General features: G+C 70.8%; 12 protein-coding genes (1 of these 12 cut by a window edge). 6 read left to right on the forward strand and 6 right to left on the reverse strand.

What is annotated here, in order from left to right; genetic code table 11:
- From H4696_RS22650 to dnaE, 3 genes are all read right to left on the reverse strand, one after another.
- A protein-coding gene (locus H4696_RS22650; protein ID WP_086865409.1) for a low temperature requirement protein A crosses the window boundary here: on the reverse strand, positions 1-1,142 show its 5' portion. It extends 46 nt beyond the left edge of the window; only the first 1,142 of its 1,188 coding nucleotides appear in the window; the start codon lies at positions 1,140-1,142; the stop codon falls past the left edge of the window.
- 420 nt (positions 1,143-1,562) lie between these two features.
- The gene (locus H4696_RS22655; protein WP_192782483.1) at positions 1,563-3,038 is read right to left on the reverse strand and encodes an MFS transporter; all 1,476 of its coding nucleotides are present in this window, start codon (positions 3,036-3,038) and stop codon (positions 1,563-1,565) included.
- A 68-nt stretch (positions 3,039-3,106) separates the two neighbouring features.
- Positions 3,107-6,694, reverse strand: coding sequence for a DNA polymerase III subunit alpha (gene dnaE / locus H4696_RS22660; RefSeq protein ID WP_086863223.1), 3,588 nt, complete (start codon positions 6,692-6,694; stop codon positions 3,107-3,109).
- 783 nt (positions 6,695-7,477) lie between these two features.
- Here dnaE and H4696_RS22665 point away from each other — a divergent pair.
- From H4696_RS22665 to H4696_RS22685, 5 genes are read left to right on the forward strand one after another with little or no spacing between them, the layout of a single operon-like run.
- Complete coding sequence (locus H4696_RS22665) at positions 7,478-8,125, forward strand: FadR/GntR family transcriptional regulator (protein WP_086862057.1); 648 nt, start codon at positions 7,478-7,480, stop codon at positions 8,123-8,125.
- Positions 8,122-9,543: an amino acid permease gene (locus H4696_RS22670; protein ID WP_086862056.1), complete on the forward strand. Its 1,422-nt coding sequence runs from the start codon at positions 8,122-8,124 to the stop codon at positions 9,541-9,543. The genes H4696_RS22665 and H4696_RS22670 overlap by 4 nt, the downstream gene beginning before the upstream one ends.
- Positions 9,540-10,457 (forward strand): asparaginase, encoded by a 918-nt coding sequence (locus H4696_RS22675; RefSeq protein ID WP_086862055.1) that lies wholly within the window; start codon positions 9,540-9,542, stop codon positions 10,455-10,457. Before H4696_RS22670 ends, H4696_RS22675 begins: the two co-directional genes overlap by 4 nt.
- On the forward strand, positions 10,454-11,845 hold the full coding sequence (gene aspA, locus H4696_RS22680; RefSeq protein WP_086862054.1) for an aspartate ammonia-lyase: 1,392 nt from the start codon (positions 10,454-10,456) through the stop codon (positions 11,843-11,845). The genes H4696_RS22675 and aspA overlap by 4 nt, the downstream gene beginning before the upstream one ends.
- 55 nt (positions 11,846-11,900) lie before the next feature.
- Complete coding sequence (locus H4696_RS22685) at positions 11,901-13,523, forward strand: CocE/NonD family hydrolase (RefSeq protein WP_086862059.1); 1,623 nt, start codon at positions 11,901-11,903, stop codon at positions 13,521-13,523.
- Here H4696_RS22685 and H4696_RS22690 read toward each other — a convergent pair.
- Both H4696_RS22690 and H4696_RS22695 read right to left on the reverse strand, forming a co-directional pair.
- Positions 13,513-14,271 (reverse strand): metallophosphoesterase, encoded by a 759-nt coding sequence (locus H4696_RS22690; protein ID WP_086862053.1) that lies wholly within the window; start codon positions 14,269-14,271, stop codon positions 13,513-13,515. The genes H4696_RS22685 and H4696_RS22690 overlap by 11 nt on opposite strands.
- Positions 14,268-14,900 (reverse strand): GntR family transcriptional regulator, encoded by a 633-nt coding sequence (locus tag H4696_RS22695; protein WP_086862052.1) that lies wholly within the window; start codon positions 14,898-14,900, stop codon positions 14,268-14,270. The genes H4696_RS22690 and H4696_RS22695 overlap by 4 nt, the downstream gene beginning before the upstream one ends.
- Before the next feature lie 46 nt (positions 14,901-14,946).
- Between H4696_RS22695 and H4696_RS22700 the strand changes: the two genes are divergently transcribed.
- Positions 14,947-16,116 carry an aminotransferase class V-fold PLP-dependent enzyme gene (locus tag H4696_RS22700; protein ID WP_086862051.1) on the forward strand — a complete coding sequence of 390 codons (1,170 nt, stop codon included), beginning with the start codon at positions 14,947-14,949 and terminating at the stop codon, positions 16,114-16,116.
- Here the strand turns inward: H4696_RS22700 and H4696_RS22705 are convergent.
- Positions 16,113-17,051, reverse strand: coding sequence for an SDR family NAD(P)-dependent oxidoreductase (locus H4696_RS22705; RefSeq protein WP_086862050.1), 939 nt, complete (start codon positions 17,049-17,051; stop codon positions 16,113-16,115). The two genes, H4696_RS22700 and H4696_RS22705, sit on opposite strands and share 4 nt — an antisense overlap.
- Positions 17,052-17,070 lie beyond the last annotated feature (19 nt).

Genomic DNA, 17,070 nt, shown 5'->3' on the forward strand with positions numbered 1-17,070 from the left:
ACGAGCGCGGCCGCCAGCACCGCGGTGACGTGGATGGGCGCCGGCGTGAAGGACGCGGCCAGGACGAGGACCGCCGTCACCGGGAAACCGATGGCGATCGGGCGGCACTCGTTGGTCGGGCCGATGTGCAGCAGCCACACGCTCAGCAGGAACACCGCGACCGGCACCGTGGTCGGCAGCGCCGCGGCCACCCCGCCCAGGTGCAGCTTCCCCGTGTCGTAGGCGACCGCCACCTCGAGCCCCGCGCCGACCGCCGCGGCCGAGCCGAAGATGAAGTAGTGGCCGTAGCCCCAGCTCATCGACGTGAACATGGTCGGGCGGCGGACGAGCCGCGCGTGGCCCGGGCGGTCGAAGTACAGCCACCACATCGAGAACACCAGGACGAGCGCGGCTGCGGCCAGCGAGATCAGCGCGCCGAGGTGGCCCGGCTCGGCGGTCCCCTCCTTGAGCGCGTTCGTCGCGCTGAGGATCACCTCGCCGAGCACGATCAGGGTGAACAGGCCGTACCGCTCGGCGATGTGGTGCGGGTGCCACGTCGTCCCCTGCCGGCGTTCCGCCCACACCGGCACGGCCATCTCCAGGACGGCGAACACGACGAACGCGGCCACCTGGGCACCGTGTGGCACCCACAGGAACGCGACCCACAGCAGCTGGACCCCCGTGATCCCGGCCGCGTACCGCAGCGCGGCCGGCCGGCACGACGGGTCGGACCGCGCGGCGCGCAGCCACTGGACCACCAGGGCGAGCCGCATCAGGACGTAGCCGGCGACCATCAGCCGGAAGTCGCCTTCGAAGGCGCTCGACACCGCCGCCGCCACGGTCAGCCCGCCGGCGATCTGCACGAGCGTCGCCAGCCGGTACGGCACGTCGTCGGTGTCGAACGCCGAGGCGAACCAGCTGAAGTTCAGCCAGCCCCACCAGATCGCGAAGAACACCATCGCGAACGACACGACGCCGTGGCCGGTGTGGCCTTCGGCGAGCGCGTGGTGCAGCTGCGCGGCCGCCTGGCCGACGGCGACCACGAAACAGAGGTCGAACAGGAGTTCCAGCGGCGTCGCGACGCGGTGGTGCTCACCGCGGTCGCGGGATCGCATGGGGCGGCGCCACACCCGGATCTCCGGCCGCGACGGCTGCTCGGTCATCGGTGCTCCCCGGGCTCGTGCCTGTCGGACGCCGTCATCCCACATGATCACGAGCCGGTGCGCAAAGCACGACACGAAGAACGGACGGGCCCGGTTCCCCCTCCCCCGGGCCCGCCCGCGCCGTCACGCGCCGGCGGCACCGGCGGGCAGCCCTTCCGCGAGTGCCGGACGGTCCCCCGCGGACGCCGACGACTCACTGGACGGAAGGTGACCGAGTGTGTCCATTCCCTCGAACTCCGGACGCCTCGATCGCTCAAGCCGGTCACCCCATCCCCGGGTGGCCGACTGATTGCCACTGTCGGTAGCCGAAGCCGCGCAGTGAAGGCTCCATAAGATCTACCCGGTTGCTCTGCGTAGCACCAGGGAATTCGCGCGCTCGTCACCCGGATGGAGCATCGCGAATCTGCGGAAAGTAGTGTCTCAGCCCCGCTGGACGTCCGCGGCCGAGGTTTCGGCCTCCCGCGCCTCGCGCTCCTCTACCGAGGCGCGCTGCCGGCGCGCCCGGAGCTCGGCGACCGCCAGTGCGAGCGCGACGCACGTCATGGCGGCCGCGCAGCCGAGCGCCACGGTCAGCGCGACCGGGTACGCCGACCCCGCGCCCACGACCGCGCCGAACACCGAAGCGAGCACCGCGGTGCCGATCGCGGTGCCGATCCGCTGCCCGGTCTGCAGCGCGCCGCCCGCGACGCCGGCCATCCGGACCGGCACGCATTCGAGCGTCAGCGTCGTGTTCGGCGAGATCACCATCCCGCCGCCGACGCCCGCGAACAGCAGCGGGAGCGCGAAAGCCCAGCCGGACGCCGAGGGCGGGACCAGCTCGGCGAGCAGTGCAACGGCCAGCAGGCCGAGGGCGACCACGCCCAGCCCGGTCACGGTGAGCAGCCTGCCGAAGCGGGGCACCAGCCGCCCGGCGACGGCCGCGGAGACCGCCGAGCCGAGCGCGAACGGCGTCACCGAGAGTCCCGACTGCAGGGGTGAGTAGCCGAGCCCCTGCTGGAAGAACACGGCGAAGACCAGCCAGATCCCGGCGAACCCGCAGAAGTAGAGCGCCCCGACCGCCGCGCCGGCGGCGTAGCCGGGGGTGCCGGTGAACAACCGCGTGTCCAGCAGCGGCGTCCGGCCGCGCCGGGACACCGAGTGCTCCCAGCGCACGAAGACGGCGCCGAAGACGAGGGCGACCGGGAACAGCCACCAGAGCCGCGCGAGACCGCCTTGGTCGGATTCGATCACCGGCAGGAGCACCCCGAGCACCGCGATCGCCAGCAGCACGATGCCGGCGAAGTCGATCTCCGACCGGATCCTGAGCCGCTTCTTCTCGCTGCGCGGCAGCAGCCGCAGGGCCAGCGCGAACGCGAGCACGCCGATCGGGACGTTGACGTAGAACACCCAGCGCCAGCCGTCCTGGGCACCGAAGGCCGCGATGATGGCGCCGCCGAGGATCGGGCCGACCGCCGTCGAGATCCCGACGACCGCGCCGAACATGCCGAACGCGCGGCCGCGCTCGGCGCCGCGGAAGAGGTCCTGGATCAGGCCGGTGTTCTGCGGGGTCAGCATGCCCGCCGCGATGCCCTGGGCGAGGCGGGCGAGGACCAGCGTCGTCTCGTTCGGCGCCGCGCCGGCCAGCGCGCTGGTGATGACGAACGCGGCCAGGGCGCCGAGGAACATGTTCCGGCGGCCGAACGCGTCCCCGAGGCGCCCGCCGGTGACCAGGACCAGGCCGAACGCCAGCGCGTACCCGGACACGACCCAGCGGATGCCGCCGCTGCTCGCGTGCAGGCCGGCCTGCATCGACGGGAGGGCGACGTTGACGATGCTGACGTCGAGCAGGCCCATGAACCCCGCGGTGAGCGAGACGGCAAGCGCTTTCCAGCGGCGGGGGTCGGGTTCGTGGGTCATCGTGTCCAGCAAACACGAAAGGCGGGACCCGCGCGCGTTGTGGCCGCGGATCCCGCCTCGTCGCGGGCTCACGTCGAAGCGGTGATGCCCCGGATGCCCTTGAGCTCGCCGATCAGCATCGAGCTGACCTTCACCGGGTAGTCGTGGAGCGCGAACACCGTCTGGTTCCGCCCCACCAGCTTGAGGTGGACCATCGTGTCGCCCTTGTGCGCCAGCAGCGTGGACCGCAGCTCGCTGACGACCGACTGGTCGATCTTCTCCGCCGCGGCCAGCAGGACCAGCGGCGGTTCGTCGTCGCCGCTGCCGGTGCCGACCTCGGACAGGTCGAGCGTCGCGAGGCCGCCGCCGAAGACCGACATCTTGTCTTCGCGCCAGTTGACCCGGCCTTTGACCAGCACCGCGTTGTCCTCGATCAGCTCACTCGAGAACAGCGCGTACGACTTCGGGAAGAACAGCACCTCGAGCGAGGCGTCCATGTCCTCGACCGTGCAGATCGCCCAGGGCTCGCCCTTCTTGTTGACCCGCCGCTCCAGCGACGTGATCAGCCCGGAGATGACGATCTCGCCTTCCCGCGGCGGATCGGCGAGGATCCCGGCGATCGGCTTCGGGGCGTGCTTGCGCAGGATCCGCTCGGCGCCGTCCAGCGGGTGCGCCGAGACGTACAGGCCGAGCATCTCGCGCTCGTAGGCGAGCAGCTGCTTGCGCGGGTACTCCTCCTCGCCGAACTTCAGGTGCGCGAGCGGCGACGACGAAGGGGCCGCCTCGCCCTCGTCCCCGCCGAAGCCGAACAGGTCGAACTGGCCCATCGCCTCCTGGCGCTTGAGCGGGACGACGGCTTCGACGGCGTCTTCGTGGACCTGGATCATCGACAGCCGCGTGTGGCCGAGCGAATCGAACCCGCCCGCCTTGATCAGCGACTCGATCACCCGCTTGTTACAGGCCACGAGCTCGGACTTGTCGAGGAAGTCGGTGAAGGAGGCGTACTTGCCCTTCTCCTCGCGGGTCTTGATGATCGACTCGACGACGTTCGCCCCGACGTTGCGGACGGCACCCATGCCGAAGCGGATGTCGTCCCCGACGGCCGCGAACCGCAGGGCCGATTCGTTGACGTCCGGCGGCAGCACCTTGATGCCGAGGCGGCGGCACTCGGACAGGTAGACCGCCGACTTGTCCTTGTTGTCGCCGACCGAGGTCAGCAGCGCGGCCATGTACTCCGGCGTGAAGTTCGCCTTGAGGTAGGCGGTCCAGTAGGAGACCAGGCCGTACGCGGCCGCGTGGCTCTTGTTGAACGCGTAGCCGGCGAACGGGAGGATCGTGTCCCAGAGGGCCTTGATCGCCTCTTTGGAGAACCCGCCGGGGACCAGCTCGCTGGCCCGCATGCCGGCTTCGAAGCCCTCGTACTCCTTGTCGAGGACTTCCTTCTTCTTCTTGCCCATCGCGCGGCGGAGCACGTCCGCGCGACCCATCGTGTAGCCGGCCACCTTCTGGCCGATGTGCATGATCTGCTCTTGGTAGACGATCAGGCCGTAGGTGTCGGCCAGGATCTCGCGCAGCGGCTCGTCGAGCTCCGGGTGGATCGGCTTGACCTTCTGCCGGTTGTTCTTACGGTCCGCGTAGTCGTTGTGCGCGTTCATGCCCATCGGGCCGGGGCGGTACAGCGCGCCGACCGCGACGATGTCGTCGAAGACCGTGGGCTCCATGCGGCGGAGCAGGTCGCGCATGGGCCCGCCGTCCAGCTGGAACACGCCGAGCGTGTCGCCGCGGGCGAGCAGCTTGTACGTCTCGGGGTCGTCGACGCCGAGGGTGTCGAGGTCGATGTCGATCCCGCGGTTGGCCTTGATGTTGTCGATCGCGTCGCCGATGACCGTCAGGTTCCGCAGGCCGAGGAAGTCCATCTTCAGCAGGCCGATGGCCTCGCACGACGGGTAGTCCCAGCCGGTGATGATCGAGCCGTCGTCGCGCTGCCAGAGCGGGATCGCGTCGGTCAGCGGGTCGCAGGACATGATGACCGCGCAGGCGTGCACGCCCGCGTTGCGGATCAGGCCTTCGAGGCCTCGGGCGGTCTCGAAGATCGTCTTGCACTCTTCGTCGGTCTCGACGAGCGCGCGGACTTCGGCGGCCTCGCCGTAGCGCTCGTGCTTCGGGTCGACGATGCCCGAGAGCGGGATGTCCTTCGCCATGATCGGCGGCGGCAGCGCCTTGGAGATCTTGTCCGCGATCGCGTACCCGGGCTGGCCGAAGTGGACGCGCGCGGAGTCCTTGATCGCGGCCTTGGTCTTAATGGTGCCGAAGGTGATGACCTGGGCGACCTTGTCCGCGCCGTACTTCTCGGTGGCGTACCGGATCATCTCGCCGCGCCGGCGGTCGTCGAAGTCGATGTCGATATCGGGCATCGAGACGCGCTCGGGGTTCAGGAACCGCTCGAACAGCAGCTTCTGCGGGATCGGGTCCAGGTTGGTGATACCGAGGACGTACGCGACGAGCGAGCCGGCGGCCGAACCACGGCCCGGGCCGACGCGGATGCCGACGCGGCGGGCGTAGCTGATGAGGTCGGCGACGATGAGGAAGTACGCCGGGAAGCCCTTGCCGATGATGACGTCGAGCTCGATCTCGATGCGCTCGTTGTAGTACTCGTCCGGCACGCCGTCCGGGAAGCGCCACTTGAGGCCGCGCTGGACCTCCTCGCGCAGCCAGCCGCCCTGGTCGTAGCCCTCGGGCACCTCGAAGAACGGCAGCCGGTCCTTGTGCGCGTAGACCTCTTCGTAGGACTGGACGCGCTCGGCGATCATCAGGGTGGTGTCGGCCGCGCCGGGGACCTCCTTGTCCCAGTACTCGCGCATGTCGGCGGCGGACTTGAGGTAGTAGCCGTCGCCGTCGAACTTGAACCGCGTCGGGTCGTTGAGGGTCTTGCCCGCCTGGACGCACAGCAGCGCGGAGTGCGTGTCCGCCTGGTCCTTCGTGACGTAGTGCGAGTCGTTCGTGGCGAGCGGCTTGAGGTCGAGCAGGCGGCCGATCTCGAGCAGGCCCTCGCGGACCGACCGCTCGATGGGCAGGCCGTGGTCCATCAGCTCGAGGAAGAAGTTGTCCGCGCCGAAGATGTCCTTGTAGTCGGACGCGGCCTGGATCGCCGCCTCCTTCTGGCCCAGCCGCAGCCGGGTCTGCACCTCGCCGGACGGGCAGCCGGTGGTGGCGATGATGCCGGAGTGGTTCTCGGAGATCAGCTCGCGGTCCATCCGGGGCTTGCGGTAGTAGCCCTGCATGCTGGCCAGCGAGGACAGCTTGAAGAGGTTCCGCAGCCCGGTGGCGTTCTCGGCGAGCATGGTCATGTGCGTGTAGGCACCGCCGCCGGAGACGTCGCCGCCCTCACCGAACTCGTCCGAGCCGCGCTGGTTGGCCTGGCCCCAGAAGACGGGCTTCTTGTGGAACCGGCTCTCCGGCGCGACGTAGGCCTCGATGCCGATGATCGGCTTGATGCCTGCCTTCTTGGCCTGCTGGTAGAACTCGTCGCCGCCGTACATGTTGCCGTGGTCGGTCATCCCGACCGCGGGCATGCCGAGGCGCGCCGCCTCGGCGAAGAGAGGGGCGATCTTCGCCGCACCGTCGAGCATCGAGTACTCGGTGTGGACGTGCAGGTGGACGAAAGAATCGTTCGACACCAGCGAAAACCTCCCCTGTCTGGATCGGACCGGCGCGCCCGGGTCCCCCAGCCTATCCCGCACTCGCCGGGCTCGATTGTGCGCCTCCGGGGCCCGCTCCGGGTGGCGCGACGCGCCCTCATTTCGGGCGGTGGTGATCACGGCACGGGGTGCGGCCGGACGGTCACTGGAGGCTTCCGGTCGGGAGCGTCTTGAATGAGTCATTCAGGTCTTGGGAGGTCCTGAATGACTCATTCAAGACCTTTGCCGGGGAGCCGGGACCGGGGTCGGGGCCGCGGGTGCGCCTCGCCGAGCACGAAGGGCCGGACCGGTCCGACGCCATGAACGAGTCGTTCATGACCTCCGGCGCCAGGGTCCCGGCAAAGTCGCGTCAGCACGGCCGATCCGGGTGCCCGCACGTCATGAACGGGTCGTTCACCTCGCCAGACGACATGAACAAGTCGTTCACGACATCACTGCCGGGGTTCCGGCAAACTCGCGCGGCCGGGCCACTTCGCCGCCGGTAACCCGCTCGCCCCACGTCTTGAATGACTCATTCAGGTCTTCGGACGTCCTGAATGACTCATTCAAGACGCCGGCGCACCGCTGCGGGCCGCACCTACCCGACTTTGCCGGGGCCCTGACCTCCGGCGCGGTGAACGACCCGTTCATGACGTCCGGTGAGGTGGGCCACACCCGCCCGCTCCCGCGTTGACAGCGACACCCCCGGCACCGAGCATTCCCCGCATGAACCTGTCTGACAGCCAGACAGCCGGACAAGGTGGTCCTCGCCGGGTGAGTGCCATGGAAGCCGTGCTGGCCCACCTGCGGCAGCTGATCGAGCGCGGTGACTACCCCGTCGGCGCCAAGCTTCCCTCCGAAGCGTCCCTGAGCAGGGAGTTCGAGGTCAGCCGGTCGGTCATCCGGGAGGCGCTGCGCGGTCTGCAGGCCCTCGGCATGACCGAGTCGAAGACCGGCAAGGGCACCTTCGTCACCGCCACCGGGCCCGCCGAGAACCCGACCTTCGGGCCCTACTCGGCCCGCGACCTCATCGAAGTCCGCCGGCACGTCGAGATCCCCGTCGCGGGCTACGCGGCCGTGCGGCGCAGCCAGGACGACCTCGACCTGCTCGGCCACCTCCTCGACCGGATGGACGCCGAGACCGACAACACCGCGTGGGTCGCGCTCGACTCGCTCTTCCACATCACCATCGCCCAGGCCTCGGGCAACCCCGTCTTCGGGAAGGTGATCGAAGAGATCCGGGACGCGCTGGCCCGCCAGTCCGCCTTCCTCAACCAGCTCGGCGACCGGCGCGCGCAGTCGAACGCCGAGCACCGCGCGATCGTCACGGCCATCGAACGCGGTTCCGAAGAACAAGCCGTCGAAGCCATGACCGCGCACCTCACGCACGTCGAAGCCACTCTCACCAGCATCGTGAACGGGGACCAGTGACCGAGCAGACCCTCACGGCCACCACCGCGGACGCGGGCGACGCCGGCTACCGCAAGGCCCTCAAACCGCGGCACGTGAACATGATCGCCATCGGCGGGGCCATCGGCACCGGCCTGTTCCTCGGCGCCGGCGGCCGGCTCGCCCAGGCCGGGCCGGCGCTGGCCATCGTCTACGCCGTCTGCGGGCTCTTCGCGTTCTTCGTCGTCCGCGCGCTCGGCGAGCTGATCCTGTACCGGCCCTCCAGCGGCGCCTTCGTCTCCTACGCCCGCGAGTTCATGGGCGAGAAGGGCGCGTACGTCGCCGGGTGGATGCACTTCCTCAACTGGTCGACCACCGGCATCGCCGACATCACGGCGATCGCGCTCTACGCGCACTTCTGGTCGTTCTTCTCGCCGGTCCCGCAGTGGGTGCTCGCGCTGATCGCGCTCGCCGTGGTCCTGACGCTGAACCTCGTCTCGGTGAAGCTGTTCGGCGAGATGGAGTTCTGGTTCGCCATCGTCAAGGTCGCCGCGCTCGTGCTGTTCATGGTGATCGGGATCTTCCTGCTGGTGACGCAGACGCCGATCGACGGCGCCGCGGGCGGTCCGCAGCTGATCACCGAGCACGGCGGGATCTTCCCCACCGGCCTGCTGCCGATGGTGCTCATCGTGCAGGGCGTGGTGTTCGCCTACGCGTCGGTCGAGCTGGTCGGCGTCGCGGCCGGCGAGACCCCGAACCCGGAGAAGATCATGCCGAAGGCGATCAACTCAATCATGTGGCGCATCGCGGTCTTCTACGTCGGCTCGGTCGTGCTGCTGACGATGCTGCTGCCGTGGAGCTCCTACACGAAGGACCAGAGCCCGTTCGTCACCGTGCTCTCCCACCTGGGCGTGCCCGCCGCGGACAGCGTGATGAACCTGGTCGTGCTCACCGCCGCGCTGTCCAGCCTGAACTCCGGCCTCTACTCGACCGGCCGGATCCTGCGGTCGATGGCGACGGCGGGCTCCGCGCCGAAGTTCACCGGCGTGATGAACCGCAACCACGTGCCCTACGGCGGGATCCTGCTCACCGCGGCCGTCTGCGTGCTGGGCGTCGGGCTCAACTACGTCGTGCCGAAGGACGCCTTCGACATCGTCCTGAACTTCGCCGCGATCGGCATCCTCGCCACCTGGGCCATCATCGTGCTCTGCCACCTGCTGTTCGTCCGCAAGGCCGAGCGCGAGGGCTTCGAGCGGCCGTCGTTCCGCTTGCCGTTCTCGCCGTACACCGAGATCGCGACGCTGGTGTTCCTCGCCGCCGTCGTCGTCCTGATGGGCTTCGACGAGACCGGCCGGATCACCCTCCTGGCACTGCCCGCCATCCTGGTCGCGCTGGTCGTCGGCTGGTTCGCCGTGCGCAAGCGGATCGACATGCGCGCGTTCGACGAGGAGGGCGTGTGAGCCACGAACCCCTGGTCGAGCTGGTCCGCGACGGTCTCGTCGAGGGCGTGCACCACGGCTCGCTGGTCGTGCTCGCCCCGGACGGCACGACGCTGTTCGCCGCGGGCGACCCGGACGCCGCGATGTACCCCCGTTCGACGGCGAAACCGCTGCAGGCCACGGCGATGGCGCGGCTCGGTCTGCGCCTGTCCCCCGCCGGCTTCGCGATTGCGGCCGCCAGCCACTCCGGCGAGGAGATGCACCTCGACGCCGCGCGGGACGTGCTCGGCGGCCGCTCCCCCGACGTGCTCGGCAACCCGGCCGACTTCCCGTACGACCCCGTCGAGCGCGACCACTGGCTCGCGACCGGCCGCGCGCCGAGCCGCCTGGCGCACAACTGCTCAGGCAAGCACGCGGCGATGCTCGCGACCTGCGAGCTGAACGGCTGGCGCACCGAGGGCTACCTCGACCCGGCCCACCCGCTGCAGCGCGCGATCGCGGCCACCGTCGAGGACCTGACCGGCCGCGGCATCGAGCGCGTGGCGGTCGACGGCTGCGGGGCGCCCCTCTTCGCGACGACCCTGCGCGGGCTCGCGACCGCCGTCTCGAAGATCGCGACCGCCGCGCCCGGCACGCCCGAGCACCTGGTGGCCGACGGGATCCGGAGGCACCCGGCGCTGGTCGGCGGCAGCCGCCGCGACGTCACCGCCGTCATGCGCGCGGTGCCGGGGCTGATCGCGAAGGACGGCTTCGAAGCCGTCCAGGTCGCAGCCCTGCCCGACGGCACGGCGCTCGCGGTCAAGATCGCCGACGGCGGTGACCGGGCGCGGTACCCGGTGCTGGCCGCGGCGCTGAAGCTGTGCGGGGTCGACGTCCCGCCCGGCCCGGACAACCTGCGTTTCACCGGAAACCTTTCTGTGGGGAGCCTGCGATGACCACCCGCCGCGAACACGACCTCCTGGGCGACAAGGACGTTCCCGCCGACGCGTACTGGGGCGTGCACACCGCCCGCGCCCGCGAGAACTTCCCCATCACCGGCACGACGATCGCCGCCTACCCGCACCTGATCGAGGCGCTGGCCGCGGTGAAGGAGGCCGCGGCGCGCGCCAACGCCGAACTGGGTCTGCTCGAACCCGAGATCGCCGACGCCATCTGCGCGGCCAGCCGGGAGATCCGGGAAGGCGCGCTGCACGGCGAGTTCGTCGTCGACGTCATCCAGGGCGGCGCGGGGACCTCGACCAACATGAACGCCAACGAGGTGATCGCCAACCGCGCGCTCGAGCTGCTCGGGCACGCCAAGGGCGACTACGACGTCGTGCACCCCAACGAGCACGTCAACCTCGGACAGTCGACGAACGACGCCTACCCGACCGCGGTCAACGTCGCGACGATCCTCGCCGTGCGCGAGCTGGCCGAGTCGATGGTGGTGCTGGAAAAGGCGTTCGCGGCCAAGGCCGTCGAGTTCCACGACGTGCTGAAGATGGGCCGCACGCAGCTGCAGGACGCGGTGCCGATGACGCTCGGCCAGGAGTTCGGAACGTACGCGGTGATGCTCGGCGAAGACCGGCAGCGGCTGACCGAAGCCGTCGCGCTGCTGCACGAGATCAACCTCGGCGCGACCGCCATCGGCACCGGCCTCAACGCCGCGCCGGGGTACGCCGAAGCCGCGTGCCGCCACCTGCGCGAGATCACCGGGCTGCCGGTCGTCACGGCCGCGGACCTCGTCGAAGCCACCCAGGACTGCGGCGCGTTCGTGCACCTGTCCGGCGTGCTCAAGCGGATCGCCGTCAAGCTCTCGAAGAGCTGCAACGACCTGCGCCTGCTGTCCTCGGGTCCGCGCGCCGGGCTGAACGAGATCAACCTGCCGCCAGTGCAGGCCGGGTCGTCGATCATGCCCGGCAAGATCAACCCGGTGATCCCCGAGGTGGTCAACCAGGTCGCGTTCGAGGTGATCGGCAACGACGTCACCGTGACGATGGCGGCCGAAGCCGGGCAGCTGCAGCTCAACGCGTTCGAGCCGGTCATCCTGCACGCCCTTTCCGAGAGCATCACGCACCTTGGCGCGGCCTGCCGCACCCTGGCCTCGAAGTGCGTCTCGGGGATCACCGCGAACGTCGACGTCATGCGCTCCTACGTCGAGAACTCGATCGGGCTGGTGACGGCGCTGAACCCGAGCATCGGCTACGCGGCCGCGACGGAGATCGCCAAGGAGGCGCTGGCCACCGGCCGGGGCGTGGCCGAGCTCGTCGTCGAGAAGGGCCTGATCCCGGCCGAGGAGCTGGCCAGGCTGCTGCGTCCGGAAACCCTCGCGCGCGCGAACTGAGGTACGGTCGGATCCGGAAGGACCGACTCCACTTCGGATGACCGGGGGGACGCCCGTGCTGGACCGACTTGTCGACAAGCTGCTCGGGCTCCCGCGTGCCGAAGGACCGAAGCCGGTCGTCACGCGTGACCTGGCCGTGCCGATGCCCGACGGCGTCACGCTGCTGGCCGACCGGTACGCCCCGGCGGGCACCACGTCGGCGCCGGTGGTGCTGATCCGCACGCCGTACGGGCGCGCGGGCCTGCTGTCCAAGCTCTTCGGCGACACGTTCGCCCGGCACGGGCTGCAGACGGTCATCCAGAGCACCCGCGGCTCGTTCGGCTCCGGCGGCGAGTTCCGGCCGTTCCACCTCGAGCGCGAGGACGGCGTGGCGACCGCGGAATGGCTGCGCGCCCAGCCGTGGTGCGACGGGACCGTCGCCATGGCGGGCGCCAGCTACCTCGGGCACACGCAGTGGGCGGTCGGCCCGTACCTCGACCCGCCGCTGGCCGCGATGTGCCTCGGCGTGACGGCGTCGGAGTTCGTCTCGACGTTCTACCCGGGCGGCGTGCTCGCGGCGGACAACATGGTGTCGTGGTCGGCGATGATCGGCCGCCAGGAAGAGCGGTTCGCCGCGCTGCCGAACCCGGTCCAGAAGCGGAAGACGCGGCGCGCGATGGCGCACCTGCCGCTCAGCGGCGCCGACGTCGCCGCGATCGGGAAGCCGGTGCAGTTCCTCCAGGACATCACCACGCACTTCGTGCCGGACGACGACTACTGGGTGATGTCCGACCACAGCGCCGAAGTCGCGAAGCTCGACGTCCCGGTGACGATGGTGACCGGCTGGTACGACCTGTTCATCCGTGGGCAGCTGCGCGACTTCCGGATCCTCGCCGAAGCGGGCAAGGAGCCGCGGATCACCATCGGGCCGTGGGCGCACGGCGAGCCGGCGAGCATGGGCCCGATGATCCGCGACCAGCTCGGCTTCCTGCGCGCGCACCTGCTCGGCGACCGTGCCCAGCTGCAGCGCTCGCCGGTCCGGCTGTTCCTGCAGGGCGCGAACTCCTGGCTGGACTTCGAGTCCTGGCCGCCGCCCTCGACGCCGACCGCGTCGCACCTGCGGCCGGTCGGCGGGCTCGGCGAAGTCGCCGAGCGGGCGCTCCCGGCGACGTTCACCTACGACCCGGCCGACCCGACCCCGGCGGTCGGCGGGCCCCTGCTCACCGGCGAGACGAAGCAGCGCGACAACCAGGCGGTCGAGGCCCGCCCGGACGTGCTCGTCTTCACCGGCGAACCGCTGCCCGCGGACCTCGACGTCATCGGCGACGTGGCCGCGACCGTGCACGTGCGCACCGAACTCGGCCACGCCGACGTCTACGTCCGGCTCTGCGACGTCGACCCGGACGGCGTGTCCCGCAACGTGACCGACGGGATCCTGCGGCTGCGCCCGGGCTTCCCCGCGGCGGACGCCGACGGCGTGGTCACGGCGGAGGTCACCCTCGACCCGACGGCGTACCGCTTCCGCCGCGGCCACCGCCTGCGCGTCCAGGTGGCGGGCGGCGGCTTCCCCCGCTTCGCGCGCAACCACGGCACGGGCGAACCGGTCACGTCGGCGGTGGACGGCAAGCCGAACCGCTTCGAGGTCTTCCACGACGCGGCCCGGCCGTCCCGGATCACGCTGCCGGTCTTCAGCCGCTGACCACGCGGTGGTGGCTGGTCACCCGGCCATCGTCGTGCAGGACGTGCAGCAGCAGCCCCGGCGGGCGCTCGTAGTCGAGCGGGCCGCCGTCGTCCCAGCCGCGGTCCGCGCCCGGCTCCACCGGCAGCAACGACTGCGACACCACACCCGGCGCGATGCGCAGCGGCACCCCGGCGAACGTCGTCGACGCGCCGGTGTGCACGTGCCCGGCCAGCAGCGCCTTCACCCGCGGGTGCCGGGCCAGCACGGCGGCCAGCCGGTCTTCGCCGCTCTGGCGGATCCTGTCCACCAACTCCACTCCCACCTCGACCGGCGGGTGGTGGAAGGCGACGATCGCCGGGCCGTCGCCGCCGGCGAGCGTGTCGTCGAGCCACGCCAAGGTCGAGTCGGCCAGGAAACCCGCGCCGCGGCCGGGAATCGTCGAGTCGCACAGCGCGAACAGCACCCCGCCGACCTCCTGGGCGCGGTCGATCGGCTCGTCCGACGGCGGCAGGCCGAGCAGACCGGTCCGGAATTCCGCGCGGACGTCGTGATTCCCCGGGCAGACGAGCACCGGCGCCGGGTACTCGAGCAGCGCGGCGGCACGCGCGTACTCGGTGGCCGCGCCGTGGTCGGTGATGTCCCCGGTGACGACGACGGCATCGACCGGCCGCGCCAGCCCGCCCAGGTAGGCCATCACGGCGGCGACGCGGTCTTCGGCCCGCGGCTCGCCGTCCAGGTGCAGGTCGCTCAGGTGCGCGATGATCATCTTGTGTCCTTCCCCAGGTAGGCCAGGGCTTTCACCCAGTTGCGGACGAGCACCGCGGACGCGGTCGGCAGGTCGCCGTCGCGCAGTGCCGCGGCGATCCGGCGGTGTTCGGCGATGCTCTCCCCGGCGCGGCCCGCACCGCCGAAGTAGCACGATTCATACCGCTTGAGCAGCGGCTTGGTCTGCCCGAGCAGCCGCAGCAGGTGCGGGTTCGGGCAGCGGGACAGCAGCAGCGCGTGCCACCGGTCGTCCACATCGGACAGATCGCCGCCGCCGGCCAGCGCCGCGTCCATCTCGTCGGCGACGGCGTCCAGCGCGTCCGGCAGCCCGGCCAGCTCCAGCGGCGACGTCCAGCGCAGCGCGAGGGCTTCGAGCTCGGCGACCAGCGGGTAGAGGCGGCGGGCCTCGTCCGGGTCGAACGGCGGCACGAGGAACCCGCGGCCGGGCGCGGAGACGAGCAGGCCGCGGTCGGCGAGCCCGATCAGCGCCTCCCGCAGCGGCGTCCGGCTGACACCCAGCTCACGCGCCAGGTGCACCTCGTTGACGCGGCTGCCGGCGGCGAGCCTGCCGTCGAGCACGCGCGTGGTGATCTGCTCGATGAGGTCGCTGCGCAGCGGGGTCCGGGCCATGGCGGCAGTATTGCATACAGTACTGAACTACTGTATTCAGTTGGGCATGACCTTCGACGTCGAACGCGCGCGCCGTGAGACCCCCGGCTGTGCCGAGGTGGTCCACTTCAACAACGCGGGCTCCGCGCTCCCGCCGTCCGTCGTGACCGACACCGTCGTCGACTACCTGCGCCACGAAGCGCTGGTCGGCGGCTACGAAGCAGCCGCGGAGGCGTCCGACAAGCTCGCCGCCGTCTACACGTCCGCGGCGCGGCTGGTCGGTGCCGAAGCCGACGACATCGCGCTCACCGACAACGCGACGCGGTCGTGGCAGGCGGTCTTCTACGCGCTGCCGTTCGGCCCCGGCGACCGGATCCTCACCTCCCGCGCGGAGTACGCCAGCAACGCCATCGCCTTCCTTCAGGTCGCCAAGCGCACCGGCGCGGTCGTCGAGGTGATCGGCGACGACGAATCCGGGCAGCTGGACGTCGAAGAGCTGCGCCGGCGCGTCGGCGACGACGTCAAGCTGATCGCCGTCAGCCACGTCCCCACCCAGGGCGGCCTGGTCAACCCGGCCGAGGAGATCGGCGCGATCGCCCGCTCCGCCGGGATCCCCTTCCTGCTCGACGCCTGCCAGTCCGCGGGCCAGCTCGACCTCGACGTCGCCCGCCTGAACTGCGACGCGCTGTCGGCGACCGGCCGCAAGTACCTGCGCGGCCCGCGCGGCACCGGGTTCCTCTACGTCCACCCGGCGCTGCGGGAGCGCCTGGAGCCCGCGATGCTCGACCTGCACTCGGCGAGCTGGGAGTCGCCGACGGAGTACGTCGTCGACCCGACCGCCAAGCGCTTCGAGGTGTGGGAACGGGACTTCGCCGCCGTGTTCGGCCTCGGCGCCGCCATCGACTACGCGCTCGACTGGGGCCTGCCGGCCATCGAAGCCCAGGTCACGTCCCTGGCCGCGACGCTGCGCGAACGGCTCACCGAAGCCGGCGCCCGCGTGCACGACATCGGGGCCCGCCAGTGCGGCATCGTCACCTTCACCGTCGAGGGCACCCCGGCCAAGGAGATCAAGGCGCGGCTGGCCGCGGCCGGCATCAACACGTCGGTGTCGTCGCGGACGTCGGCCCAGTACGACTTCACCGCGCGCGACCTGCCGGACCTGCTCCGCGCTTCGGTGCACTACTACAACACCGAGGACGAGATCGACCTGCTGGTGCGGCAGGTCGAGAAGCTCTAGAAGGCGTTGACGCCGGTGAGCTCGGCCGACACCGTCCACAGGCGCTCGGCCAGTGCCGGGTCGATCGCGTAGTCCTTGACTCCAGCCCGCACGTCACCGGCGGGTTCCGCGACGTCGCAGTCTTCGAGGTAGAGCCCGCCGAGGCCGTCGAGCTGCGGGGACGTCGCCGCCCAGACCTGCGTCGCGGCGCCCTGCTCCGTGGTCTTCGCGCCGCCGGTCACCCGGCCTTCGGCGTCGACCATCCCGGCGTCGATCAGCTCCTGGCGGTCGAGGTGGCGCACGAGCTCGGTCAGGATCCGGCCCGGGTGCAGGGCGAACGCGCGGACGCGATCACGGGCGAGCCGGTCAAGGTGCACCGCGAAGAGGACGTTCGCGGTCTTCGCCTGGCCGTAGGCGAGCCACTTGTCGTAGCCGGTTTCGAAGTTCAGGTCGTCGAAGCGGACCGGGCCGTAGTGGTGGCCGCGCGAGGACACCGACACGACGCGGGCGCCGTCGCCGAAAGCGGGCCAGAGCCGGTTCACCAGGGCGAAGTGGCCGAGGTGGTTGGTCGCGAACTGCGCCTCCCAGCCCGGTCCGACGCGGGTCTCCGGCAGCGCCATGATCCCGGCGCTGCCGATGAAGACGTCGATCTCCCGGCCCGTGGCGAGGAAGCGCTCGGCGAACGCGCGGACGCTCTCGAGATCGGCGAGGTCCAGCTCGTCGACCTCGACGTTTCCGATGTCCTGCAACGCTTCTTCCGCGGTGGCGCGGCGCCGGGCCGGGACGACGACGTGCGCGCCCGCGGCCGTCAGGGCGCGCGTGGTCTCGAGGCCGATGCCCGAGTAGCCGCCGGTGACGATCGCGAGTTTGCCGGTCAGGTCGATCCCCGCGACGACCTCGGCCGCGGTGGTCTCGGCGCCGAACCCGGAGCCGATCTTGTGCTGTGCGGTGGTCATGCTGCCACGGTAAGAGCTG

Source organism: Amycolatopsis lexingtonensis (genome assembly GCF_014873755.1).
In the GTDB taxonomy this organism is placed as follows: Bacteria; Actinomycetota; Actinomycetes; order Mycobacteriales; family Pseudonocardiaceae; genus Amycolatopsis; species Amycolatopsis lexingtonensis.

Bases quoted from the DNA above. Each gene is read 5' to 3' on its own strand.
- H4696_RS22655 (WP_192782483.1), bottom strand. From the start codon at position 3,038: ATGACCCACGAACCCGACCCCCGCCGCTGGAAAGCGCTTGCCGTCTCG.
- H4696_RS22665 (WP_086862057.1), top strand. From the start codon at position 7,478: ATGGAAGCCGTGCTGGCCCACCTGCGGCAGCTGATCGAGCGCGGTGAC.
- aspA (WP_086862054.1), top strand. From the start codon at position 10,454: ATGACCACCCGCCGCGAACACGACCTCCTGGGCGACAAGGACGTTCCC.
- H4696_RS22690 (WP_086862053.1), bottom strand. From the start codon at position 14,271: ATGATCATCGCGCACCTGAGCGACCTGCACCTGGACGGCGAGCCGCGG.
- H4696_RS22695 (WP_086862052.1), bottom strand. From the start codon at position 14,900: ATGGCCCGGACCCCGCTGCGCAGCGACCTCATCGAGCAGATCACCACG.
- H4696_RS22700 (WP_086862051.1), top strand. From the start codon at position 14,947: ATGACCTTCGACGTCGAACGCGCGCGCCGTGAGACCCCCGGCTGTGCC.
- H4696_RS22705 (WP_086862050.1), bottom strand. From the start codon at position 17,051: ATGACCACCGCACAGCACAAGATCGGCTCCGGGTTCGGCGCCGAGACC.